Raw genomic sequence first — 25,006 nt, forward strand, 5'->3', positions numbered from 1 at the left:
TCTACTCCCGGTAATATCCTTCGGACCTGACGCCATTTCTTGCCTCGATGGTTCTAAGCTCGACGGGATCGATCTGGTTGAGCACAATGGTCGACACGCGCTCACGGATGAGCTGCGTTACCGACAACGCTTCGAGCACGCTCGTACGCTTGGTCTGACCGCATTCCACAACGAAGACGAACTCGTCGATGAAGCGCTCGATCAGCCTTGCATCGACGACCGACATGATCGGCGCCACCTCTACCACAATGTAGTCATAGGACTTCCGTGCCACGGCGAGCAGGTTTTCCATTTCCCGCGAGCCCAGGAGTTCAGCAGCGTTGGGAATCCGAAGCGCGCAGGCATTCGGCAGGACATCCAGCCCCGAATGCGGTCGCTTGCAAATAAACTCGCCAAGACGGGAAGGATCTTCCAGCGCTTCGAAAAGCCCTACCTTCGCATCGGGGGACAGTGCAGTCGTGAGGTTCCGGAGATGAAGGTCGGCATCGATCAACAGCGTGCGCGATCCAGAGGACGACAATATGAGCGCGGCAAGATTGGCGGCAACGACAGTCTTTCCCTCTTTCGAAACCGCCGACACGACGCCGATGACTTTGCCCCCGGTCGAGGCGGACGAACGATCGAGCATCGCCTTCACATTGCGAAGACCTTCCGCGAAGCGCGAGAAGGGGGCAGCAAGGACATGCTCCTCGATTGGCAATTGACCAGCATAGACGAAGGGCAGTCCGATGCACCGCGTCTCGGTCACCTGCTCGACGGCCTTGGGCGTACGGAACACATCCGCCATCCATTCACGTCCGAAGGCAGAGCCTATGCCGAGAAACAGACCGAGAAAAATGCTGCCTGCCGCCACGACGAGGGTTTTCTTGGAACTCTTTGTCAGCGGCGGCACTGCTCTCGTGATGATCTGCGCACTTTGGGCCGGAAGCGTCTCCGCCTGCGCCGCCTCGATCTCCTTATGCTTTTGCAGAAATCCGCTATAGAGATTGCGCAGCGCCTCTGCGGCGCTCTCGAGTTCGCGCAGCTGGCTTCCGGTTTCCGCGGAAAGCTTCGCGGCGGTGTCTTCGAGTTCAGTCTGTCGTGCCCTAGCGACTTCGTATTCGCTGGCGTAGGAATCGGTAATGCGCCCCTCGTCGGACCGAATGGCGGCGTCAACGCTGTTGAGCTGCGCACGAAGCTTGACGACAGCCGCGTGCTTGCGACCGACGCGAGCTTCCATCTCCGCAAGCCGAGACGCAAGATCGCGCTTTTGCGTGCGGAGACGTGCAAGTTCGCTGTTGTTGAGCGCGAAGTTGATGACCGCCGCTCGCTTGTCGTTGAATAGCGCGTCCGTCGACACGGCCGACGGAATCCCGTTTGCCTCTGTCCGCTTGATCCGGTCGAGACGCTCCTTTGCTTCGACTGCCGCGAACTTGGCATTCATCAGCTGGGTATTCAGACTTGCCAGGAGCTCGGTATCCTGAGCGCCAGTGCTGCTGAGATTGTTTGCCGTCTTGAAGTCCTGCAGCGCCTTGTCAGCATCGGCCACCTGCTTCTTCAGCTCGATCAGCCGCTCCTGCAGCCACTTGCTCACCTTCTGCGTTGATTTCAGCTTTGCGTCCTGCAGGGACGCGAGATAGCTATCCACGATTCCGTTGGCGATCTTCGCGGCCTTCTCCGCGCTCTGCGACTCGACCGTTACGTTGATAACGTTCGCGACATCCTCACGTGCAACAGTCACCCGCTTCAGCAGAGATTCGAGCGCCGCTCGTTCAGCGGCTGCAGTGGCTTCCGCCGTGCTGGAGTTCCCGTCTGTGGCGCTGCCAAGTGCAGATCGCCCGGCAAACTCGCCATCACTGGCCAGACCCAGCGAGCGAATAACCGGAAGCAGGACCCTGTCTGATGACAGTACGTAGAGCTGACTGCCGACCTCCACTTCATCCATCGTCGGCTGATCTACGATCTTGTTCGTCTGCAGATAACGATTCAGACTTCGATCGATGAGGATGCGCGCACTGCTCTTGTAGGGCGCCTTCATGACCACAACGGAAGCCACGGCAACCGCCAGCCCAATCAACAGTCCGATAACGGGCAACCGCCATTCGCGGCGCAGAACGTCGATGATGTCCCACAAGCCGAAAGCGGGACGGCCCGCCGCAGGCGGACCGTAGTCTTCCGCAAGCGGCTGGCCATATTCCTGAATAGCCAATTGATTGGTTCTGGTGTCCATGGCTTCGTTTGATCAGTGCGCCGGTTGGGAGAGCGGTGGCGTCGGCCGCGAATGCATCTCGGCATTCGGAAAACCATTGACGCTCGTGATGTGATCAGTTGGACGTTGCGGCCGACGGACGTTCAGAAGATCCCGCACGATGAGTTTGCTGGCTCGCCCGTCACCGAATGGATTTGCACCGAGAGCCATGGCTTCGTGCTCCGCTGGTACATCAAGCAGGCGCTCGACGCCTGCAACGATGCGAGCCGGGTCGGTGGTGACCAGGCGAGCTACGCCGGCGTCAACGGCCTCCATCCGCTCGCTGGTATCTCGCATGACGAGCACGGGCTTCCGAAGCGCCGGTGCCTCCTCCTGAATTCCACCGGAATCGGTGAGGATGAGATACGAGCGCGTCATGAGGTAGACGAACTCGGGATAGTTCAGGGGTTCGATCAGGAAGATGTTCGACGCATCGCGCAGATGGTCGAACACCGGCCCGCGCACGTTCGGATTCAAATGGACGGGATACACGATCTGAATATCGTCCCGCCGACTGATCGTCTTCAATGCCTCGCAGATTTGCCGGAACCCGGATCCAAAGCTCTCGCGCCGATGTCCGGTCACGAGCACAAGTCGCTTCGACGTATCGAGCCATGAGTATTTCGCTTCAAGCGACCGACGAAGCTCGCCCGGTTGAGAGATATTTGAAGCCATACGAAGCAGTCCGTCGATCACGGTATTGCCGGTGACAATGACAGCGTCTGGCGGATACCCCTCCTTCAGCAGGGCAGAACGCGCACGCAACGTCGGTGCATAATGCCTCGTCGTAACGACAGCAGTGACCCGCCGATTGGCTTCCTCCGGCCATGGACTCATGAGATTGCCGGTTCGCAATCCCGCCTCGACATGCCCGACACTGACCGACCGGAAGAACGCGGCAAGTGCAGCCGCCGTACTGGTTGCAGTGTCGCCCTGTACAAGAACGTAGTCCGGATTGTAATCGGCGATGACCGGATCGATTCCGGTCATGACCGCGCTGAACACTTCACTCAACGACTGGTTCGGTCGCATGATGTTCAGGTCGTAGTCAGCCTTCAACGAGAAGGCCGACATCACATCATCGAGCATCTGACGATGCTGGCCCGTCACGCAGACGCGCGTATCAATTCCTTCTGCTTCGCCCAGCGCAAGCACAAGCGGTGCCATTTTGATCGCCTCTGGACGAGTACCAAATACGCTAAGAATACGCATGAACCCCGACGCCGCCTGTGTTCAATGATTTGCCGTGTTGAATATTTTTGTCGTTTCGAAATGATGCGGCACGCTACCGGATTTTCCCGACGCGTTCATCGCCAACGTTGGCTCGGCACATGTTAAATGAAATTTATAGCTAATTCTCGGAGTTGCCGCAGAGCGCGTTGCGCATCATCGAAGCCGGCTGTTGTCAGGCGGTTCCAGATTTAACCTTTTCGGGTTAACGCGCACTCAGTCATTGTCCGCTGACGTTCTTCGCTACTGCCAGCGAGTTCCAGATTTAACTTCTCCAGGTTAACGCGGATTCGCTGTACCATTCGCAAATCTTCGCCGATGCATCCTCGTGCTTGCATTCGCAACGGCACGGCGGGAATGCCAATGCGCGTGCAATGAACTCCACAGGCTCGCATTATCCAATTTCGGGAAAACTTGTACAAAACAAGATTAAATAGCGTATCTGGACTAGCGTTGATTGGCGCCATTGCGCGCATCGTGACGACGATCAACGCGCAACTCGCTCCTGGTCGAGAGATTCCGGAAGTCGTGTGGCCGGCACTTTCCGGCATTTGATAGGTCGGAGGCAGCGCCTCGTGGAAGGCAAGGTTTTACTCCTCTCGCAGCGTCGGATTTCCGATCTTGTTGCATTTTGCCTCAGCTATGAGTTCGAAGACAATTTGGCGGCGATGACGCGCGCCGATCGGTTCGATGTTCAAAATCGCGCTGCGCTGGAGTTCTCGCGACGGGTCTACAAGTGGACGCGCCTTGCATCAGGATCGACCAAACTGGCAGGTGTGCTGGCACCCTCCCCGCCGCAACTGCGGCTGCAACGTGATTACGAACTGTTCTTCCCGATCTTCAGCAATGCGTATCAACTTCACTCGCTCGCCGCGATTCCCGACTGGCGCAAACGGTGTCGCAAGGCCGCATGCTTCATCACTGAAGTCTGGGCAGACGACATCCCGGAGTATCTGGTCGAGCTCCTATCCGGATTTGATCATATATTCGTCGGCCTGCATCACTGCGCACCGCAGATTGCGCGAATAGCAGGTCGACCGTGCAGCTATCTGCCGCTGGCGGTCGACGTGGAGCGGTTCGCGCCGAGGCCCGAGCAGCAGCGATCGATCGCCGTGTGCAACATCGGGCGTCGTTCGGCGACGACCCACGCCGCGTTGCTGGCCGGCGCCGAGAGAGAGCGCTTCTTCTACTACTACGACACTGTGGCGGCGAGCGGTTCGAACCGAAAAGAAAGGACGTTCCGGGTCGACAATCCGGAAGAACACCGCATCATGATTGCGAATATCCTGCAGCGCAGCCGCTATTTCATTGCCAATCGCAGTCACGTCAACAACCCGGAATTCACGGCCGGCCGTGATGAGATTTCCGCTCGCTACTATGAAGGCGCTGCAGCCGGGGCGGTGATGGTTGGAGAAGCGCCGCGCACCGAAGAGTTTGCACGGCAGTTCGACTGGCCCGACGCCGTCATTCATGTACCCTTCGATTCGCCCGACATTTGCCAGATCCTCGAAGCGTTGGACGCAGACCCGGCGCGACTGCGAGCGGTTCAGAACGCAAACGTCCGGGAAGCCGCGCTGAGGCACGATTGGCTCTACCGCATACAGACGGTATTCGACATCCTCGGTATTGCTCATACCGATCAGATGCGCGCACGAGCCAACCGTCTGCGCCAGATCGCCGGATCCTTTGAGCTGCCAGCGGCCGCCTGAAATCGTCACCTCGCGCAGTGCGGAGCAATGCGGCGTTTCCGCCGGTTTATGGTTAACGGCCTGTTAAGCGGCGGCTGCTACATCCCGGCAGGTAGGCGATCCTTTTCATATGATCGCCAGGGTGTCGCGAACGTCCGCAATGGCGGACAAACGTCAAGCTGCGTATCCAGGCATGAAACGGTCCAGTCAGCTCCCCTCGGCTCAGGCGGCCATCCTCAATGCGCCGCCCTTGCCACGTCAGGCAGACAGGCTTGCTGCACCTCTGCGACGGCGTGGCGCCTGGACGCAATTCGTCGAAGCCCGCCTGCGCGAGCCCGTAAATCCGGAACGAAATCCCGCCGAGCCGCCGCCAGACAGTCCGACCGACAAGCAACCGACGATCCTCGGCGACAATCCGAGCTTGCCAGGCGGTGGGCCGACGAATGAAGCCCACCCGGTCCCCGACTTGGAACACCTGCAGCCGATCGTGCTCCCGCAGGATGAGGTCAGTCTGCGCCTGAATGAGGCCGCGGAGAACATCGGCCGCTGGACAAATGTGGCTCCGCCTGATGCCGGACCAGACGACGGGTCCGTCTCCTCTGCGGCCGATCCAAACGATGCTTCAGCGGAGGAATCCGACAACGACACGCAGCCAGCGCCACCGGACTCGCATGCCGGCTCGGCCGTTGCCTCGTACACGCCTGAAGCAGATGAAGGAGAGGGATTCAGTCCGGCCGCGGACCCAGGTCCGAACTCGGTACCGCCGGCGTCAATCCGTCCAGCAGTGCAACCGCTCGTGCACACCAGCACTGCCGAGGCGAGCGTCGCGGTGCAGGAACAGCGGATCATACTGATCGACAAGCTGATCGCGGAAGAACTTCAGAGCTCGCCGCGAGACCGACGTTCCATCACCAGCGAATGGAAAGTGCGCAACTTTGTGTGGTTCCTTGCTCCGACAGCGGTTCTGCTGGCGATTGGCACCGGAATGCTCATGCGGGGCAATGTTGCATCCGTGCTCAATACAACACCCCAGGTTGTCAGCCATTCGAACGCGACGCCCGTTCAGTCGCCACCGCAAAGCAGACGCAAGCTGAAGCCGGCAATTGCCACGTTCGTACATCGTGCTCCGATCGATGCAGCCGCGCCCGCACCACCCGCACGTTCACTGCCGACGACATATGGGATTTTTGCGTCAAGCAACGGGCGGATGATCCGGCTCGAGCCGATGAACATCCGCCTTCCCGACAGCCGGATCGCCGTGTCGGTATTGACCACGAAGCCGGGCACGGTTGTGGTGCCGCACGGCCCGCTTTCGTTTGTCGCGTATCAGCGCGAGCTTATGACAAGCGCGCCCGACAACGCACAATTGCGCATTCTCGCCCAGGTGGCACGAACACCGTCGTCACCGGCAGTCGCCATGGCCAACGATGCCTGGGCGATCCGGTCCGTTTCCGTCGACCTGACCGTAGCGCCGGTCCCTGAAAGCCGCGAGATGGTCGAGCTGCAGCCAGTGAACCCAGATCTCGTCCTCTCACCCGGCCGTTACGTGCTGGTCTTCAAAAACCAGGCCTACGACTTTGTCGTAGCCGGCAAGGTTACCGATAAGGCTCATTGCCTCGAGAGGGCGGAAACGCCGGACGGCGACAGGTTCACCGAGTGCCGCAGGCTCCCGTAATGTAGGGCGGCCCGGTCCTAGGGCGGCGTCGACGCGACCGCGGCCGGCGGCAACTTTGTCGCTTTCGCAGTGGCGGCACCGACGCTGAGCTGGCCGGTCTTGCGCCAAAGCAGCAACCCTGCTCCGCCGCCGATCGTACAGATCGCAAGCAGCACGATTTCACCGCGCCCCAATCCACCAGAGATCAGTGCGTAGGGCAGCATGCCCAGACTCATCCAGAAGAGCTTTTGCCACTGGTAGGAGTCGTACCTCTTGCCAAGATTGCGACGCTTGAACCACAGATCTTTCGCTTCGCGCGAAAACGGAAGGACACGTCGGCACACGGCCGGCACAAGGCGAAGCGCGAGCAGCAAGGCAAGAAACATCGTCAACGCGACCACGATACGATCGTCGCCGCCGGACAGCAGTCGGAACACCGGCAGAATGCAAAGGCCGAGGCCGCTCCTCAGGAATGCCCCGGCGGGCCACGTGTCCAAGTTAATCAGGAAGCGCTCAACGGAGGTCATGGGCGTGATCCAGGATCAGGAGTTGACTTGCAGTCGTACAATGCCGAAGTCGCGTAGCAAGGACCACGCGAGTTGCAGTGGCCGCGTGATCCTGAAGACCCCGACCACGACGGCCAGGTAGGCCGTCACACAGATCACGCTCGCGACGGGAATTCGCAGCAACCGCGGCAATTCCTGCAGGAATGCGCCCTGTATCGAGAAGGCGATCGCTACCGCGACCAGCGCAGCAATGGTCTGCGGCGCTGTCGCGCGCAGGACGTCCCCGATTGTGATCCCGACAGGCCTGCCGGCATAGACGAGCGCAGGAACGAACAGCACAAACATGGTGACCGTGTAGGCGATCGTCACTCCGACCACGCCGAACGGCAGTCCGGCTGCAAGCGCAACCAATTGGCAGATTGCACTGAAGATGCCCCATCGCATCCACCGATCGGGACGCCCGACCGCGACATGCACCCAACCGAGAGTTCGCTCGATGCAATCTGCAATGCCGCGAATGGCCAGGATGCAGAGCAAGGAGCCCGCTGGAGACCATTTTTCTCCGAGAAGCACGATCACGATGTCATGAGCGCTCACGGCCAGGGCCGCGAAGGCAGGCCCCGAAAAGTAGCAAAGCAATGAAAGCGCGCCTTCCCAGGAGCGCTTCAATTCGGCCGCACTGTGCTGGAGCTTGCTCAGTCCCGAAACCGCGATGTTATGCAGCGGCTCACTGAGAATCGACAGCAGGTTATTGTAGATCGTGAAGGCGTTCTGAAAATAGCCAAGCGGCCCCGCCCCGAGGAAATACCCCATCGCGATTCTGTCCGCCGAACGAGCGAAGTAATCCGTCATGGTGAAGCCGGTCACTCCCAGCCCGAACCGCAGCAGTTCCTTGACCATTGGCGTGAGCCTGGGCCTGCCTGGGATCCATCGACAGGCGGTCCAGGCTCCCACGACGGTCAAGGCCGATGTTATGATCGGCTTGGCGATCAGCGCCCAGTAGCTCCAGCCCGAAAGCGCCAATCCGACGCTTGCAGCGCTTCCGATGATGTTCGCCGATATGTCGATCATCGCGATGCGGCGAAACTGCATTGCCCGACGCATCAACGCATAGTGCTGCGTCGACAAAGCCATCATCAGGAAGGTCACCGACAATGCCACCGCTATGCCCGCGAGCGATGGCTCGCCGAAGGCACGCGCTATCCACCGACCGGACGCAGCCAGCACGACAGCCAGCACGACGCCGATCAGAACATTCAGCCAGAACAACGTGCTGACCTCGGCGCGCGAGATGCTGCTCCGCTGGGCGGAGGCCTCGCTCATCCCGAGATCGACGAAAAGGGGAGCAAAGCCGATCAGGGCCAGCATCATGGCCACCAACCCGAAATCATGCGGTCCGAGCAGTCGCGCCAGCACGATCGTCGAGGCCAATTGAACGAAGATATTCAGTCCACGCGCAGCAATGAACGCCACGCCGCTGTGCAGCGACCTGCGGCCAAGGCCAGAATATGGCTTGTTATCCGCAAAATACTGATCGGTACGTTCGTTCCGATGCACGCGTCGTTCCCGCTCAATTCGCCGGATTCTGGCTTTGAGGTACCCGCTCAAGCCAGATTTCTCGCCAATAGGGATAGATGGCGCGCGGGCAGAAGCGGCGGCAGATCGCATAGCGCGCCTCACACACGACATCCTTCAGGATGATCGCGTCCGTCTTGAAACGGACCATCTTGCACGAACCTTCGTCGATGATCTGCTTTTGACGCCTCTCGACCTCGTACTCGCGTTCCGTGAACGGTACCATCTCCGGATCGAAATACAGGCCGCGGTTGCGGTAATTGCAGTCCAGCGTCTCGAGGATGTCCTTGTACGGCTTGACGCGCACGACGTCGCCCACCTGCAGATCAAGCCGGGACTGCGGAACCTTGCTCCCCTCCGGCACACCGAAGGGCCTGATCGGATAAGGTACGCCACCTCTCATGCGCTGGAATGTGTCGTAGATCCAGCGCATCGCGGTGCCGATGCCGAGCCCTGCTTCGGTGACCGTGCGCCAGACCGAGAACGTCAATCCGACGACGAGGTCCTGCAACCGAACGTTACCCGAAGTGTAGTCCTCGACATACTGACGCGGATCCCACCACTTCAGGGGTTGCGTGGCGAATTTTACCTGTGTGTTCTGGCAAACGTAGGTCGGCTCGGTTTCGCCGACTTTCGGCGGATGCTTGATCGTGCTCCACAGCGTTTCCTCGCTGCAGCCGCCAGACCCGAAAGGCTTGCCCGCGCCATTTGGCGACGGCCCTTTCTCGCCCGCCGGCTTCAACCAGGCGTCCTTCCAGAATATCAGACAGGCCGCCTCGCAGCCGTCATGAGCCGCGCCATTGCAGCGAATGTTCTCGAGATGCACCGTGTTCAGCATCTTGCGGCCGCCGATACCTAGCGCGGGATCGCAGGTCTTGTGAGCTCGCTTGCCGACGCGAAGCGTCTTGCCGCAATGCTTCAGCATCTCTGGCATGAAGGGCATTTCCTCCAGGCGGCCGTTGGCATCCAACGTCGCGAGGATCTCCTCCTTGCTTCTGACCTCCACCAGGTCACCAGCGCGAAAGATACTTGAGAATAACGTGCTCATATCGTGCGCCTTGAGATAAATCCTGCAATCAGAACTTCACCGGCTGCGTGACGTCCGCGCAACCATCGTCAGATCAGTGTCAACTTTCGCCCGAAAAATGCCTCGGCGAAGCGTTCCGTAGCCCTGCACTCCATGCCCCGAATCCGTGCGAGGCCGCGAAAGGTGTCTGCATCGAACCACTGCTTGGATCGCTGCGTTCCGAAATGCTTGAGCAGGAGTTCAATCTTACGATCGAGCGCCGCCGCCGACACCGGCATGTAAACGTTGGGTTGACCGAAGTCGCCATCCCACTTCGGGATCTCATATTCCAGAATCTGATGATCACGAAACGTGTTCCAGGTCAGGCGGCAGACCTGGCGATGGTCCTGATGAGCATCATCCCTGCGATGCGTCAGAATGACGTCGGGCTCGACCCGCCGCTTCAGCGATTCAAACCATTCCTTGATGGCTTCTCCCCTTTCCGGGAAAAATCCGTCGGGAAACGACAGCACCTCGACCTTCGCGGATGCAGCCTCGCACAAGAAGTCAGCCGCCGACGCACTCGCCTCAGCCTCCCGTATGGCGCCACCGCTTAGAACGCACCAATGCACGTCCAGCTTGATACCGTGCTCGATCAGACCAAGCAGCGTCGCTCCCGCGCCGATTTCAATATCATCCGAATGGGCGCCGAGGCATAGGATCGACAGACGGTCTCCGGGCCTGGCAAGCTGCAATGCTCTCATTCCGGTTATGCCGCGCTGGCTACCGACGAGTGATTCAGCCGCCACGGCGTGTCGCCCCGCTCCACCATATCCTCCAACACTTGTCTATCGCGCAGGGTATCCATGGCGCGCCAAAAACCCTCATAGCGATAGGCCATGAGATGACCGCCCTCGATCAAACGGTTGAACGGTTCCTGGACGAGTTCTTCTCCCTCCTTGATGTAGTCGAAGATTTCGTTGCGGAAGATGAAGTAGCCGCCGTTGATCCAGATCTCGGACTCCTGGCTCGAGCGAATCCGCTGCACCGACCCCTCGGCGTCAAACTCGGCAAGGTGGAAGCTGATCGGTGGATGGATCGCCACGAAGCAGCCGATCTTTCCGCTTTCCTTGAACTTCTGGATCATGTCCGGCAGCGGCGCATCGGTCAGCCCGTCGCTGTAGTTCGCAAGGAACATCTCCTCGTCCTGGACGAGATGGCGGACGGCCAGCAAGCGCTGCCCGATGTTGCGCCATGTCCCCGTATCCACCAGCGAAACCCGCCAGTCCGGCTGATGTTCGCCGATCAACTCGACCTTTTTGCCGTACTCCGAAATCACGCAGTCGCTGTTCGCAGTCGCGCGATAATTGAGGAAGTAATCCTTGATGACGTTCGCCTTGTAGCCAAGGCACAATATGAAATCATTGTGATTGTACTGGCTGTAGTACTGCATCACATGCCAGAGGATCGGCTGATGGCCGATCGGGACCATCGGCTTCGGTATGCTCTCCGAATACTCGCGGATCCGCGTACCGAGACCGCCGCAAAAAAGGACAACCTTCATGGCGCAACCTCACGCGGATCAATGATTTCGACGTTAGGAATCGGAACGATGAACTTGCAGCCCCAGTCCGCGACATGCCGCATTTGCGCGACGATTTCCCTCTTCAAATTCCAGGGAAGGATGAACAGGTAGTCGGGACGGGCCTCGTCGATGGCTTCGACTGGGAGGATCGGAATGTGCATTCCCGGTGTATAGCGGCCGTGCTTGTAGGGGTTGCGGTCCACGGTGAAGTCGAGGAAGTCCGTACCGATGCCGCAGTAGTTCAGCAGCGTGTTGCCCTTGCCGGGAGCGCCATAGCCGCAGATCCGCGCGCCCTTGTTCTTGCTCGCGATCAAGAACGACAGCAGTTCGCGCTTGGTGCGATGAACCCGCGATGTAAACTGCTCGTACTGACCTATGTCTTCCAGGCCGATCCGACGCTCATGGGCCAGCAGTGCGGTCACCGCGGCGGAGACGGCGTGAGTCGCATCGGCGCGGCAGAGATAGACGCGAAGCGAGCCGCCATGCGTTGAGATCTGCTCGACGTCGAAAACCTTCAGATCATGCCGCCGCGCCAGACGATCGGTCGTGACCAGCGAGAAATAGGAGAAATGCTCGTGATAAATGGTATCGAACTGATTTTCGTCGATGAGCCGCTCAAGATGCGGGAATTCGAGCGTAATCACGCCTTGCGGCGTGAGCAGGCACGCCATTCCGGCGGCGAAATCGTTTAGATCCGGAACCTGTGCCAGCACGTTGTTGCCGATAATCAGGTCGGCGCGCTTGCAATCTGACACCAGCTTCCGCGCCAGCTCCAGGCCGAAGAACTCGACCATTGTCGGGACGTTCTTCTGCCTAGCAACTTCGGCCACGTTGGCCGCCGGCTCGATTCCCGTGACCGGCACCCCGAGCGGCAGGAAGTGCTGCAACAGGTAGCCGTCGTTGCTCGCGATCTCGTAGACGCGGCTCTCGGCACCAAGGCTCAGCCTGGCCTTGATCATCTCACAGTAGCGCCGCGCATGTTCCACCCACGACGTCGAGTAAGACGAGAAGTAGGCATACTCGGTGAAGATATGCTCCGGTTTGACGTATTCCTGGAGTTGCACCAGGAAGCAGGCCCCGCAAACCACGGTGTGCAGCGGATAGTACGGCTCCATGGCGTCGGTCTGGTCGGCTGTGAGAAAACTTTCGCAGAGGGGCGACATTCCCAGGTCGACAAACGTCGATTTCAACGTCGCGCCGCACAGACGGCAGTTACCGTGAGAGGATTTCGACCGAATTGATTTGAATCTCGAGTGAGCGTTCATTGGGCCGTACCATGAATATAGGATTGCCGAGTATGAGATTGCCGGCGCTTAAATCGGGCTCGTTAGATTGAATTTTATCGTATGAAAGCGAACAATATGAAGCGATATCGAACAACAAGGTAAACCACGCAGTTGCTGAAAATTTTAGTAAAATTGTATAGAACTGGTCGTCGACAATTGGCCTCTCGGCCGGGAGTGGATACGTCCCATGCGCTTTGAAGCAACAGGACTTGACGGAGCGTGGCTCGTCAAAGTCGAGCCTGCACACGATGAGCGCGGCTTTTTCGCGCGCACGTTTTGCGAAGACGAGTTTCGTGCACACGGGCTCGTGACCAGATTTCCCCAGCACAGCATCTCGAGCTCCTCGCGCAAGGCAACATTGCGCGGAATGCACTTTCAGAATGAGCCGCACGGCGAGGTTAAGCTCGTGCGCTGCTTGAACGGATCGATTTGGGACGTCATCATCGATCTGCGTGCGAGCTCGCCGACCTTTCGTCAATGGCGCGGCTTCGAGCTTTCAGCGGAGAACGGTTCGCAGCTCTACATCCCCAAGGGGTTCGCACACGGCTTTCAAACCTTGAGCGACAACGTTCAGGTCAATTACCTGATTTCGGAGTTCTACGAGCCTTCGGCTGCTAACGGCGTCCGATACGACGACCCGATGTTCGGCATCAGCTGGCCTCTGGCCGTCAGCACGATCTCCGATAAAGACTTGAACTGGCCGCTTCACGGTACCTGAGCGCTTACCGCACAGGCGCGAGAAGTCCGTGGCGCTCGAGCACTTTTGCTGTCTTCAGAATGACCGGGAATGGCAGGTCGGCACGCCTGGCGATATCAAGCAGAGAATGATGTCCGTCGGACAGATTTAGAATCCACAGCATCGCCATGTTGGCTGCAGCGGCGTCCTTGTCGCCGCCGATCGCACCATAGAGTCCGCGTCTACCCAGCTGCGGTTCGCCTTTCGGCGACGTGTTGTAGTAGCTGCGGTTGCCTTCGAGCAGGTCGATGACTTCGGAAATGATGCGGAAGGATTCCCCGAGGTGCTCCGGCCGAATGAAGCTCAGGTCGTCGGCCGAGGTATGATACTGAGGGATGGCACCGAAACGGCTGCGCTGAAACAATCCCACCGGCAGGTTGAACCCGGGCGAGCAGTATTGCCGCTCATCATAGCCGTAGGGCGAAAACTCCAAAATCGTCGGCGTCAGTTTGGAATGCTGCAGCGTGTGTATCATTGCACGGTCGATCTCGGCATCGCCCTGCCTGCTCTTCTTGTATGTCGGACCGGCGCCGTCTCCGACCATTGATACCACGAGGCCGTGCTTGATATGAGACACACGATGCTCATTGCGGGCGAGCCAGGTGATCGCGCCAATCGTTCCCGGCGCAAAGAGAAACCGATAGCTGTATCGCGTTCGCATCTGGGAGATGCGGCTTGCGAGCTCCGCAAGCAGGGCCAGACCGGAACAATTGTCATTGGCAAGCGAGGGATGGCAAACATGCGCCGACAGAAGCACCTCGTCGTCTGACTCTCCCCGGTGAAAATACTCACCATAGCTCAAATGCCCGTCGGCGAGGGTCGAGTCGATCACGACCTCGTAGCTATCGTCCCGCAGTTGCTCCAGCTGTCGGTGGGCCATGCAGAAAGCCCAGTTTTCCTGGTAGTAAGACGTTCGGTAGGGGACCAGGTCCGGCTGATCGGGTAATGTGAAGATGTGGGACTTAAGCTCGTCCAGCGACATGGTGCGGCGCACCGGCACGCTGTAGCTCATGACGTGCAGGTTCGATTCGCTGAAATCCACGACCTTCCGGCCCCGCGGGTCCTTGATGTACGCGTCCCGGATGTTCCACTCGCGCGGCACGACCCAGTCGAGAACGGGTGTACCGGTCGGCACCTCGTGGACATCAAGGGAGATGTGCGCACCGATCTCCCGAAGGGTCTGCCGCACACCGTTACCGGTAATGCTGCGGCAGATCGGGTAGATCTTTTGGGCAAGCGCAAAGATCTTTGCGCCTGAACTTGTGACATCGTCTGCCGCCGACACGCCGTCCTCCTGGTGTGTCAAATCGATCGGCGCGTGTATTAGTTCGCGGCGAGAGCCGATTGCCCGACGCTCTGCCTCGACTTTACATGGCGGAGATCCGCATCGAGCACGCCGTCCGCCAGCAACTTGTTGACGTGGCTGATGCGCTGATACCGGGGACCTTCGAACTCTTCGAGCGTGATGCCCGAGACCCGGTAGGCCTTATAGAGCTGCTCCGCGCCCATCTTCGCATCCCATTGCGGCTTGAACTCCGGCAGCCTGGTTCGAATCTTTTCGAAGCTCACGCGATAGGACCGCGTGTCGGGACCGGCGCCATCGGCAAATTCGATCTGACAACCGGGGACAACATCGGCGACGATCTTCGCGAGATCGCGGATCTGGTAGTTGTGCGCCGTCTGGCCGACGTTGAAAGCTTCATTGAACACCGCCGCCTCGGGAGCCTCCATCGCCGCGATAAAGGCGCGGGAGATGTCCTCGATGTGAACGATGGGCCGCCAGGGCGTGCCGTCCGACTTCAAGAGGATCTTCCGCGTTGTCACCGCCCAGGCAACGAGATTGTTCAGCACGACATCGAATCGGAGCCGGGGAGATACGCCGTAAGCCGTTGCGGGTCGCAGGTAGACCGGGCAAAATCCGTCACCGGCGAGGCCGGCAATATCGCGCTCCGACTGCACCTTGGATTCGCCATAGGCAGTCACCGGGTTGAGCGCTCCGGTTTCGTCGATCATGCCCTCGCCCGCCTTGCCGTAGTTGCTGCAGGAGGACGCGAACACGAACCGTCGCACACCGGCTTGCTTGGCCAGTTGCGCGAGGCGCACGCTGGCTACATGATTGATCTGGTCGGTAAGGCCGGGTCTCAGATTGCCGAGCGGATCGTTCGACAGCGCGGCAAGATGCAGGACCGCATCAAAAGCCTTCAGGTCCGCAAGTTCGATGTCTCGCGTGTCCTTGCAAAGGGCCGGCACATCCACGATCGACCCGCCTTCTGCAAATGTGCAGCGAGAGTACAGATCGCTGTCGAGGCCCACGACTTCGTGCCCGGCACGCCGTAGCATCGGGGTGAGCACTGTTCCGATGTAGCCGAGATGTCCGCTCACGAGAACGCGCATCTAAACGCCTCCAAATTTATTCTGTTTCTATCTCGCCTACTTATTTCAAAATCGCCCGCTGATGCACGTGTTTGTAAAACCTTAGTTAATGGCGCGCCTGAAATTGCGGGAACGATCCGCTCAGGACGACGGAAAATGGTTGAGCCGTACCCCATGATCGTTGACGTCGCCGGTAGCGGCGCCAGGCGAGAGACGCCGCAGCAGCGCTTGGGGAACTCTGCGTAGTTGCCGGTGAAGCCGGTAACGTGTGGTGGAGCGGCTGACGTCGAAGCGATTGGCCAGTTCTCCGCCGAACGCCACAACGAATTTGTATCGCGCCTCGTTTTCGATTCCGCCATCGAAATCGAAATGAAGGCCCCGCTCGTGCGCCAGCTCGATGCCACTCCAGAGGAGCAGACTTACTGCGCCTGGATGCGCAATGCTCCTGTCCCGCGATGACAGGAAATAGTGCACGAACTTGTGGTCCCAGACGAAGAAGACCTGGGCGTGGACGTTGTTGTTCGAGTCCACCGCCGCGAGGATCTTGCATTGCTGTCGCTCGCTCGCGGCGGCATAGACAGCTTCCAATCGAGAGAGGTCGAAATACGATTTCGCGCCCTCCAGGTTGGCCTGGTAATACTTCACGAAGTATTTTGGGGACGTGACTTCGCGAATGGCGAGCCGTTCCCGCGCGCGTCGTATCACGTTCTTTGTCTTGTCGCGCAATCCCGACCAGAGCTCGTCTCGGGGGATCGTGCATTTCAGCATGAAAGTCGGATGCGCGCGCACCTCGTAGCCGCACGCGAGGAACGCGGCCACATCGCTAAACCCGGTATCGAGCGTCATCTCGACGTGATCGAAATCCGCGACCTGTTTGAGCAGGTCAGTGATGACCGCATGCGCCAACCGCATGCGCGCTTCCGTCTTGCCGGACTGCAGCGTGACCGTCGGCCCGAGAAAGCGCGTGATTTGAGGCATCTCACATATGTTCATCCCGCCTTCAGTACGCGTGACGAACCGGAGAGAACCCACGACGCGCCCGCCACGCGAACAAGTGACTTCGCGCCAGCCACCGGGAGCCAGCGCATCCAGCCACCAATCCTCGTGAAAGACCGATTTGCGCATCAAATTCCTCTTCCGGAGACTAACCGGATAGCGAATCGGCAATCTGATTAAACCAAAACGTGCAGAAATGCCCAAGGTCCGCGCGGATCAGAAGGCCTTAGCTTCTATTGTAGTTAACGACGTCTGCAGCATTTAAATCGGGGCGCTCGCCTAGTTAGCCTCTGAGCTCGGCGTCGGTCAGGTGACGCATTGACGCAATACCGCGCCTGTTCAAAATATATTTAATCATTGCCCACGAGGCGTGTGCTCACTGCGAACTTTTGCGTGCCGATCCATCCAAATTCGGCTGCACGAACGGCGTGCCGGCGTCATAGCGTGCTTTGGCCGGAAGCACATGAAGCTTCGTCTCTCCGACCGGGTCCACCCAAGGCCACTCGTATCCGCGCCCGGCGTCGAAGAACGGGGGGCGGCTTGTGAGGTACATGGAAGCAGGCAAGGCGCGATCCTCGCTTCCGGAATCCCAGTGCGTTTTGTTGGTGAGGTAATCAAAATTGCCATATCGAATCGTGGACGTCGCAACCTTTGCGTCCGTCGGATATGGCTTCACGGCGTCCCAGCCGAGCATCCAGACGCCGGGCTTTGCGTCGGTAAAACGGGTTTCATACGACCAGCCGTCCATCTGACCGGGAACCCCGAGCACGTTTCCTATGAAAGACATCCAGTAGGAATACGCCATCAGACCGGCGGCGCGACGCGGCCCATTGCGGGGCTGCGACACATCATCGATCGTCCCGCCAGCCTGATTGTCGAACGCTGCCCGGACGCCGCGCAGATAGTTGCGGAAAAACGTGTGATAGATGCTGTTGCCGTGAGTGTCGTCGCTGTCGGCGTTCTGAGCGTAGTTGCCCTCGAACAAGACGTGATGGGCGCCCACCATGTGGCTGGCGTTGAGCCCGGTCTCGATCCAGGCTCCATTCGTATTGATGTAGCCCATGTCCATGTAATTATAGCCGACCACGGAGCCCGCCCCGGCGGAACGCGCCACCACCAGCTTGTTGGCCCTCACGGCAATTCCATTCTCGATCAGAACTTCCGACGATCCGGCGGAAAGGCTAATCGCATATCCGCCTCCGCCGGGTTGAGCCCAGGCCGCGTCGTGCACGTAGAACTCGCGCAGTTCGACGCGGAAGGAGCTGTGAATTGCAAAGCCTTCGCCGTGCCAAACCGAATTGTCGACGTTCTTCGCCCACGAAGAAGCAGCCCAATTGAAGCGAAGATTGCCCGCGTCGCCTCCCTTGAGCGCCAGATCTTCGACGCCCGCGTGCTTCACATGCGGCTGCGCGAATCGCGACAGTTGAGCTGCGTTTGCTTTCCGATAGCTGATGTGAATTGGAGTCGTGAAGGTGATCCTGGAACCGGAGACGGCGCTGATCTCCTTGATCTCGGCGACGGGCCGATCAGGTCTCCCGAACCACGATCCGGCGCTTTGCGGCGTCGACGGAAACCCATCGGGTGCAAAGTCATCGACAAACTGAATTGCGGGCTTGTGCTTTTGCCAGACAACCCTGAAATCTTCCGACGCCCAGATCTCCCCTCGCCCCTGCGGGTCGACACGCCAATCAGCGGCCGACGCCTCGTCGAGCAGCACGATCTGTCCAGGCACAAAGCCCGCAGCGTCGTCGACCTCGACCGTTCTTTCGCCCTTTATTGCATCATTTCGAAGGTTCGCCGACCGCACGGCATTGACCGTATCGCTCGTGCTGGAGAAAAGCGACGGTCCCACCACGACCAGCGGAGATGGCCGGGCACCGACCGCGTCGTTGAAAGGTTTCGCGCCATCTTGCTTTTCGAGCATCGTCCGGCCCGGACCGGAGCCGCGCAGGGTAATTGCCTTGTTGAGCAGCAGGAAATTGCCGCCATTGATCAGAAACCGTCCCGCGGACAGTTGCACGACCTGCCCTACCGGACATGCGTTGATTGCGCCCTGGATTACCGCAGCGTCATCGAGTGTGCCGCCACGAGGCGACAGCGTCGCGCAGATGGTTTTTCGAGAGGGTATACCACCCTCGGCCGTCAGGCCGGGTTGCCAGGTGGTCGCGCGATCTGAGGGCAGTATCTCCATCGAGTCGAGAGCAAATGCGGACGAATGGCTTGAGCATGCAACGAAGATCATCGTTGCAGCCAAACATCGCCAAGGCCGCCGCCGCGGGGCCGCTCGCAGCGTCTCGTGACCAGGGTTGCGCCGCGTCGCGATGACTTTCCGGTTGAACATACATCCTCTGACTTGCGGCGCAGAACCCGCTGGCTTCGCGCCTGCTAGCGTGACCTCACGACGTTGATGGGAGTGGACGGCGGCCTGAGCCGCGGTCCGTGGATGCGCCGCATTGCTGGACGCCTGGCTATTCGCAAGCTGGCCGCGGGATACGCCTGCCCCCAATATCTGGCAGCTTCAACCGCGGCTATGACGAACACGACCCACAGCATTTCGAAGCCGCGCATCCATGTGCTCTCGAGACCGTTTGTGATGGCAACGTAGAGAACGATCGACAGCAGGATCCGTGCCCGCGAAAGATCAAAACGCGCCAGGCGACCAATGCCGTGTATCGTCGCAAGGATGAACGCGACAAGCAGGAAAAATCCCGCATAGCCAAGTTCGAGCAACGTGTCTTCATACCCATTGTGGGCGTTGGGCATCTCCTTGACCCAGCCCGGCGCTTCCACGATGCTCGGCGCGTCGGGTCCAACCAGCCAGAACGACTGATAACCCCAGCCCAGCAGCGGCTTCTTTGCGATTTGCATATTTGCAAAATCCCAAATGATGGTACGGCCCGTGAAAGTCGAATCGCCGTACAGCATGTACGACACGCGATTCATGCTGAAGCCGGTAACGAACGAAAAGACCATCCAGCAAATCGGTATCGATACGACAATCACCCACACCGGAACGCGGGTAGCCCTGGAAAGCTTGAGCAAGGTCCAGGCGAACGCCGGGACAAGCACCGCAAGAGCAAGCGCCGTCTTTGAATTGCTCAGCAGCAGCAGCGCAACAGACATGAGCGCGGTAACGATGCCGAGAACCCGTCGCCGTCCGGGATGAAGCAGCTCATGGAGCGCAAGCAGGAATGCAACGGCAGCGCATTCACCTAGATAGTTCTTGCCCGAGAAATAGCCGGGGTAGCCCCATGTGGCGAACTTCACGTCGATCGGCGGCCTGCCCATGACGAACAGCATGTTCAGCACGGCAGCGATAAAGAAGCACCAGAACAGGCCGCGCAACAGGTCGGTCGATCGAGTTGCAACGATCGCCGGGAGCGCGATCGAGGCGATGATCATGGCCTGCTGCGCAAACCTGATCCCCGAAGCCTCCGGCTTGAATGCCCAGGCAACGCTCGCCCCCGCCAGCGCAAGATAGGCAAACAGTATGATCAGGATCGGCGGAAAGCGGAGTCGCGACCGATTGCGCAGCGCAACGACGAGCGCGACTGCGGACAGGATCGGCCAAAAGATTTTGCTCTCTGGTCGAGCTTCCAAAAGACAAGCCGAGTCCGTCGGACTACAGGTCACGAGGATCAGGGGAAAAGCAATCGTGGCGTAGACACAAGCCAGCAGCGGGATGATCGCGTATCTATCGATTACCCGACCGGAGGGAGCCGCCAAGCCTGGTCGCTGAGAACGCAATACGGCTTCGTGCATGCTCGGTGCCCGTCAACTCCAGTCGCCAAGGCAGCACGCTGATCGTTAATCGCCTGCCTTGCCCGATCGTGGGGCCGCGCAGCGATACGATCAGCCTCTCAATGGCACTGGCGCCAACACGTACTCAGACACGGCTGCGAACACCAACGATAAGTCAATCTTTCCTGAATTTTTATAGTGAACGCTTCGTTAACGCTTGTCCCCTAGCGTGGCGCACAGGGCGGGCTGTTTCGCTTGGTCGATTGATATTCCGGGAAATTGTGGATGCCGCGTAAGTACATGTTTACTCGCGCAAATTTCTTCCGAGCCTCTGTCCGGCAGTACGGCAGTCGATGCCGGACGGCGACGACCGCAAGCGGCGCGCAAACAAGCGCGAAGAGGAGACCGGCGTTTACCAAGACTGCGTTCGTTAATCTTCGTTAACCAGGGTCCAATGTCGTGCCGAGAAGTGCAGGCAAGAGTAGTCAACGAACGCCGCGCCTGACCACTCGTGAAGTGGCGCCGGCGCATTCGGCTGGCAATTCCTCGCGTCTCAGTGGCCGCCTGTTGGGCGCCCTGGCCATCACAGCGACAATCGCGCTCGCTGGCTGCTCGACCATGCCGACCTCGGGACCGGCGAGCTCCTATGTCCGCGCGGGGCAGACCGACCCTGAAAGCGTGCACTATGCTTTGGTGCGCCTGACGGCTGACACCGAGAGGGTCCTGGTGCGCAACTCCAGGCGGATCGACCGCGTTTTCACGGATCGCCGCGGCCCGCCCGAGATTCGCTTTGGCATCGGCGACACGGTCAGCGTGACGCTGTTTGAATCGATGGCCGGTGGCCTGTTTACTCCGACCGAAGCCGGCACGCGTCAGGGAAACTATGTCACGTTGCCCAATCAGGCCGTGAATTACAAAGGCAACATCACAGTTCCGTATGGTGGCTCGATCCGCGCTGCGGGCCGGACGCCGGAGGAAGTCCAGAATGCGATCGTGAAGTCCCTGCAGGACCGTGCGATCGAACCACAGGCAGTGGTTGCGCTGGTGGATCAGAAGGCAACGTCGATCAGCGTATTGGGCGAGGTCGGAACGCCTGCACGCTTGCCTGCAAGCGCCAGCGGCGAGCGGCTGCTCGACATCATCACACGCGCGGGCGGCCCCAAGAATCCCGGCTTCGATACCTGGGTGACCCTCGAACGCGACGGCCGGCAGGGTACCGCACCGTTCGGATCGCTGCTCAGCCAACCGGCAAACAACATCTTCGTTCGCCCCCAAGATACGGTCTACGTATTCACGCAGCCGCAAACCTTCCTCGCGATGGGCGCTTCCGGGCAACAGGGGCAGTTCTCGTTTGGAGCCTGGCGCCTGACACTGGCCGAGGCCATGGCGAAGGCGGGCGGCCTCAAGGATGATCACGCCGACCCTGGATCCGTGTTTATCTACCGAGGAGAGCCACGCGAAGTTGCCAAGCAGCTCGGCGTCGACTGCACTCGCTATAGCGGACCCCTTGTCCCCGTTATCTATATTCTCGATTTGAGAGATCCCGGCGGCTACTTCATCGCGACAGAATTCGAGATGCGGAATAAAGATGTCATCTTCGCGTCCAACGCAAATTCTGTCGAAGCGACAAAGTTCATGACTTACCTTCGGATGATCGTCGGCACAGTGAGCGATCCAATCGTCGCCGGGATCGATGCCTACACGCTGAAGGGACTCGCCAACGGCAGCATCTCTGGCGCGACAACCATCGTTACGTCGTCCCGATGACGACAATTGGCCTGGCGGAATCGGCTCGCGCGGCAGGTATGCTGCCGGCAACCGAATCCGCCGAGGCAACAGTCCGCGACCGGTGGCCACGCCTTCACGGACACATTCCTGCGCTCGACGGCGTGCGGGGACTTGCCATCGTCATGGTGATGCTACTGCACTTCGTCGGCAATACGTTGCCGACCAACGCTGTCGAGAAGATCGTCGTCGGAATCACCAACTACGGCTCCTATGGCGTCGAGTTGTTCTTCGTCCTGTCCGGCTTTCTCATCACCGGAATCCTCTATGATTCACGGGAGGACCCGAACTTCTTCCGCAATTTCTATATACGGCGAGTGCTGCGCATTTTTCCGCTCTACTATGGCGTACTCGCACTTGTCTTCTTCGTCGCTCCGCTTGTGAGCCCGCTGCGTGGTCCGACCCTCGACTATCTGATAGATCGTCAGGCCTGGGCCTGGCTGTACGGAGTCAACGTCTACATCGCATGGAACGGTGACTGGTCATTCTCATATCTGGAGCATCTCTGGTCGCTTTGCATCGAAGAACATTTCTATTTCTTCTGGCCGCTCGTCGTATATCTGGTCGCGAAGCAACCGAGAAAGTTGATTGCGGTCAGCCTCGGCCTATCGGTCGCTGCGATGCTCGCTCGCCTGGGCGGCTCCTTGGCCGGACTTAGCTGGTGGACAACCTACGTGTTGACACCGTTTCGCCTGGACGGTCTGGCCCTTGGCGCCTTTCTCGCCGTGGTCGTCCGACAACCGGGCGGACTTCAGCGACTTGTGGGCGCCCTTCCGTACGCTGCGACCACTGCATTTGCCTTGCTGTCCCTGACTTTCATCTGGACGCGCCTGGTGACCGACCAAGGCAACGCTTTCGTCCTTCCGGTTCGGTCTTCCATCATCACCGTGCTGTTGGCTTGTCTCCTCATCTGGGTGCTTGTTGCGCGAAAGCATTCCTTGGTATCGCGCCTCTTCTGCAGCCGACCCTTGATGCTTCTCGGGACCTATAGCTACGGCCTGTACGTCTACCATCACTTCATATCGTACTACCTTGTGACTCATCGAACCGAACTGACACTCGGCGAATGGCTTGGCTCTCACAGCGCAGCCGTGGCAATACAGGCGACAGCGGGCGCGCTCGTCTCGCTGCTAATCGCTTATCTGAGCTATGAGTTCGTCGAAAAGCGTTTCCTGGAACTGAAGCGGTTCTTCAGCGCTCGACGCCCCGTTGCTGCTGGCGACGCATTGGCGCCTTCTCATCCGTACCGCAACTGATGGCGAGTCTCGTTCGGTAGAAGCTCTCGAGAGCGCGAGCTGCTGAACTCCAGGCATACTTGCTTTCAGCCAATTGCCTTGCGGAACGTCCGAGATCCGCAGCACGATCGGCATCGCCCAGCAAGCCGCTGACACGGGCGGCAAAGCTCTCGACATCGTCCGCGATCATGATGTCACGATCCGGCACGGCCTCGATCCCCTCGGCGCCCAGGGTTGTCGAGACGATTGCCTTGCCCATCGCCATAGCCTCGACAATCTTGAGCCGTGTCCCGCCTCCCAATCGCAGAGGGACGACGACGACCGCCGCCTCGGCAAGATGCGGTCTCAAATCCGGCACGAAGCCGGTGAACTCGATTCGGGGACCTGCCAGCGCCAACAGGGCGGAGGGCGGCGAACCGCCAATGATCTTGCAACGCGCATCTGGATGGCTGGCCGCGATGCGCGGCCATATATCATTGATGAAGTGGATGACACCGTCGACATTCGGTGCATATGACAAAAGACCAAAGAACACGACAGTGCGCCCGTCGGGCTTCGGATCGTCGGCACGCGGGCGATAGAACTCGATGTCCGCGGCATTGGGAATGACAGTAGTCCTGGCTTCCGGCACTTCTTCAAGCAGCCGTCGTTCGTCAGTCGCGCTGCATAGATAGACGCCGTCTGCGTCACGATAGGTCCCAAGCTCCTCCTTCCGAAGCTTGCGCCAATTGACTTCGGAATAAAGGCGACGAAACAGGCTGTCGCCGCTTTGGGCGTACTGGCGGGCAAGGTCATAGTCGATGTTGTGAGAATCCACGACCAATACCGGAAGCTTCTCTCCTGCCGGCGCCTTGCGCAACTCGTAGTGACCAAGGAACGTGAACTCGAGATTAACCACGTCGAAGCGCGTGGACCCAAGCAAGTCGTCCAGCGTCTGCCGCACTACGTCTGCCGTGATTCGCAAACGCTCGAAGCTGAGGGGCGACACCAGGGAGCGCAGTTGAAGCAAGCGCTTCGGCATCCCATCGCGACCGAACGGGTTACGCACGAGCACCACCTTGCGGCAATAGGCCTGCATGGCAGTTCGGCATTCGTCGATGTCGTGCTCGTCATCCACGAGCATGACTGCCGTCAGGTCATGGCGCTGAGCCAATTCCGTCATCAAACCGTGCATGCGTGCCTGCGCGCCGATCCGCGGCGGGCTCGCAGGCATCTGTGACACGAAGAGAATATTTAGGCGGTCTGAGTGCATCGATCCAAACCTGCCTGCCGACATCGACAGGTACTGAGATGCTCGCTAAGCCCACATTTCACACAGCTCGGCTTACTCAATGCTTAAGCCTGAGCCTTGCGTTAATAGTTGCCTCGTTCCTCTTAACGAAA

At 59.4% G+C, this 25,006-nt stretch carries 19 protein-coding genes; 5 read left to right on the plus strand and 14 right to left on the minus strand.

Annotated elements, in window-relative coordinates:
• Position 1: 1 nt before the first annotated feature.
• Positions 2-2,209, minus strand: coding sequence for a GumC family protein (locus ACVIHF_RS28535; protein WP_253606974.1), 2,208 nt, complete (start codon positions 2,207-2,209; stop codon positions 2-4).
• A gap of 12 nt (positions 2,210-2,221) precedes the next feature.
• Positions 2,222-3,439 (minus strand): non-hydrolyzing UDP-N-acetylglucosamine 2-epimerase, encoded by a 1,218-nt coding sequence (wecB, locus tag ACVIHF_RS28540; RefSeq protein WP_253606973.1) that lies wholly within the window; start codon positions 3,437-3,439, stop codon positions 2,222-2,224.
• A gap of 593 nt (positions 3,440-4,032) precedes the next feature.
• Between wecB and ACVIHF_RS28545 the strand changes: the two genes are divergently transcribed.
• The gene (locus tag ACVIHF_RS28545) at positions 4,033-5,166 is read left to right on the plus strand and encodes a glycosyltransferase family protein (protein WP_253606972.1); all 1,134 of its coding nucleotides are present in this window, start codon (positions 4,033-4,035) and stop codon (positions 5,164-5,166) included.
• Positions 5,167-5,305: 139 nt separating this feature from the next.
• Positions 5,306-6,820 (plus strand): hypothetical protein, encoded by a 1,515-nt coding sequence (locus ACVIHF_RS28550; RefSeq protein WP_456792905.1) that lies wholly within the window; start codon positions 5,306-5,308, stop codon positions 6,818-6,820.
• A 17-nt stretch (positions 6,821-6,837) separates the two neighbouring features.
• Here the strand turns inward: ACVIHF_RS28550 and ACVIHF_RS28555 are convergent, their stop codons facing one another.
• The 6 genes from ACVIHF_RS28555 to ACVIHF_RS28580 form a co-directional block, all read right to left on the minus strand.
• Positions 6,838-7,326: a hypothetical protein gene (locus tag ACVIHF_RS28555; RefSeq protein ID WP_456792906.1), complete on the minus strand. Its 489-nt coding sequence runs from the start codon at positions 7,324-7,326 to the stop codon at positions 6,838-6,840.
• 15 nt (positions 7,327-7,341) lie between these two features.
• Positions 7,342-8,862, minus strand: coding sequence for a lipopolysaccharide biosynthesis protein (locus ACVIHF_RS28560; protein ID WP_456792907.1), 1,521 nt, complete (start codon positions 8,860-8,862; stop codon positions 7,342-7,344).
• A gap of 13 nt (positions 8,863-8,875) precedes the next feature.
• Positions 8,876-9,886, minus strand: coding sequence for a hypothetical protein (locus tag ACVIHF_RS28565; protein ID WP_456792908.1), 1,011 nt, complete (start codon positions 9,884-9,886; stop codon positions 8,876-8,878).
• Between the two features lie 110 nt (positions 9,887-9,996).
• Positions 9,997-10,650, minus strand: coding sequence for a PIG-L deacetylase family protein (locus tag ACVIHF_RS28570; RefSeq protein WP_310881548.1), 654 nt, complete (start codon positions 10,648-10,650; stop codon positions 9,997-9,999).
• Positions 10,651-10,655: 5 nt separating this feature from the next.
• Positions 10,656-11,450, minus strand: coding sequence for a glucose-1-phosphate cytidylyltransferase (locus ACVIHF_RS28575; protein ID WP_028338408.1), 795 nt, complete (start codon positions 11,448-11,450; stop codon positions 10,656-10,658).
• A complete protein-coding gene (locus ACVIHF_RS28580; protein ID WP_310881547.1) occupies positions 11,447-12,736 on the minus strand; it encodes a class I SAM-dependent methyltransferase in 1,290 nt (429 codons plus the stop codon). Before ACVIHF_RS28580 ends, ACVIHF_RS28575 begins: the two co-directional genes overlap by 4 nt.
• A 208-nt stretch (positions 12,737-12,944) precedes the next feature.
• Here ACVIHF_RS28580 and rfbC point away from each other — a divergent pair, with 208 nt between their 5' ends.
• The gene (rfbC, locus tag ACVIHF_RS28585; RefSeq protein WP_092081503.1) at positions 12,945-13,475 is read left to right on the plus strand and encodes a dTDP-4-dehydrorhamnose 3,5-epimerase; all 531 of its coding nucleotides are present in this window, start codon (positions 12,945-12,947) and stop codon (positions 13,473-13,475) included.
• A 4-nt stretch (positions 13,476-13,479) separates the two neighbouring features.
• On the opposite strand, the gene ACVIHF_RS28590 is transcribed toward rfbC, so the two are convergent.
• From ACVIHF_RS28590 to ACVIHF_RS28610, 5 genes are all read right to left on the minus strand, one after another.
• Positions 13,480-14,799, minus strand: a complete 1,320-nt coding sequence (locus ACVIHF_RS28590) for a DUF4910 domain-containing protein (protein ID WP_253606964.1) — start codon at positions 14,797-14,799, stop codon at positions 13,480-13,482.
• 17 nt (positions 14,800-14,816) lie between these two features.
• Entirely contained in the window at positions 14,817-15,887 is a 1,071-nt protein-coding gene (locus ACVIHF_RS28595; protein WP_253606963.1) for an NAD-dependent epimerase/dehydratase family protein, read from the minus strand.
• Positions 15,888-16,007: 120 nt separating this feature from the next.
• Positions 16,008-16,991 carry a GNAT family N-acetyltransferase gene (locus tag ACVIHF_RS28600; protein ID WP_225158756.1) on the minus strand — a complete coding sequence of 328 codons (984 nt, stop codon included), beginning with the start codon at positions 16,989-16,991 and terminating at the stop codon, positions 16,008-16,010.
• Between the two features lie 247 nt (positions 16,992-17,238).
• Positions 17,239-19,104, minus strand: a complete 1,866-nt coding sequence (locus tag ACVIHF_RS28605) for a hypothetical protein (RefSeq protein WP_253606962.1) — start codon at positions 19,102-19,104, stop codon at positions 17,239-17,241.
• A 143-nt stretch (positions 19,105-19,247) separates the two neighbouring features.
• Positions 19,248-20,624: an O-antigen ligase family protein gene (locus ACVIHF_RS28610; protein ID WP_253606961.1), complete on the minus strand. Its 1,377-nt coding sequence runs from the start codon at positions 20,622-20,624 to the stop codon at positions 19,248-19,250.
• A 597-nt stretch (positions 20,625-21,221) separates the two neighbouring features.
• Here ACVIHF_RS28610 and ACVIHF_RS28615 point away from each other — a divergent pair.
• Positions 21,222-22,370, plus strand: a complete 1,149-nt coding sequence (locus tag ACVIHF_RS28615) for a polysaccharide biosynthesis/export family protein (protein ID WP_309145012.1) — start codon at positions 21,222-21,224, stop codon at positions 22,368-22,370.
• Positions 22,367-23,644 carry an acyltransferase family protein gene (locus ACVIHF_RS28620; protein WP_253606959.1) on the plus strand — a complete coding sequence of 426 codons (1,278 nt, stop codon included), beginning with the start codon at positions 22,367-22,369 and terminating at the stop codon, positions 23,642-23,644. Before ACVIHF_RS28615 ends, ACVIHF_RS28620 begins: the two co-directional genes overlap by 4 nt.
• Here ACVIHF_RS28620 and ACVIHF_RS28625 read toward each other — a convergent pair.
• Positions 23,580-24,875, minus strand: coding sequence for a glycosyltransferase family 4 protein (locus ACVIHF_RS28625; protein WP_253606958.1), 1,296 nt, complete (start codon positions 24,873-24,875; stop codon positions 23,580-23,582). The genes ACVIHF_RS28620 and ACVIHF_RS28625 overlap by 65 nt on opposite strands.
• Between the last annotated feature and the right edge of the window lie 131 nt (positions 24,876-25,006).

It is taken from the genome of Bradyrhizobium sp. USDA 4506 (assembly GCF_054058795.1).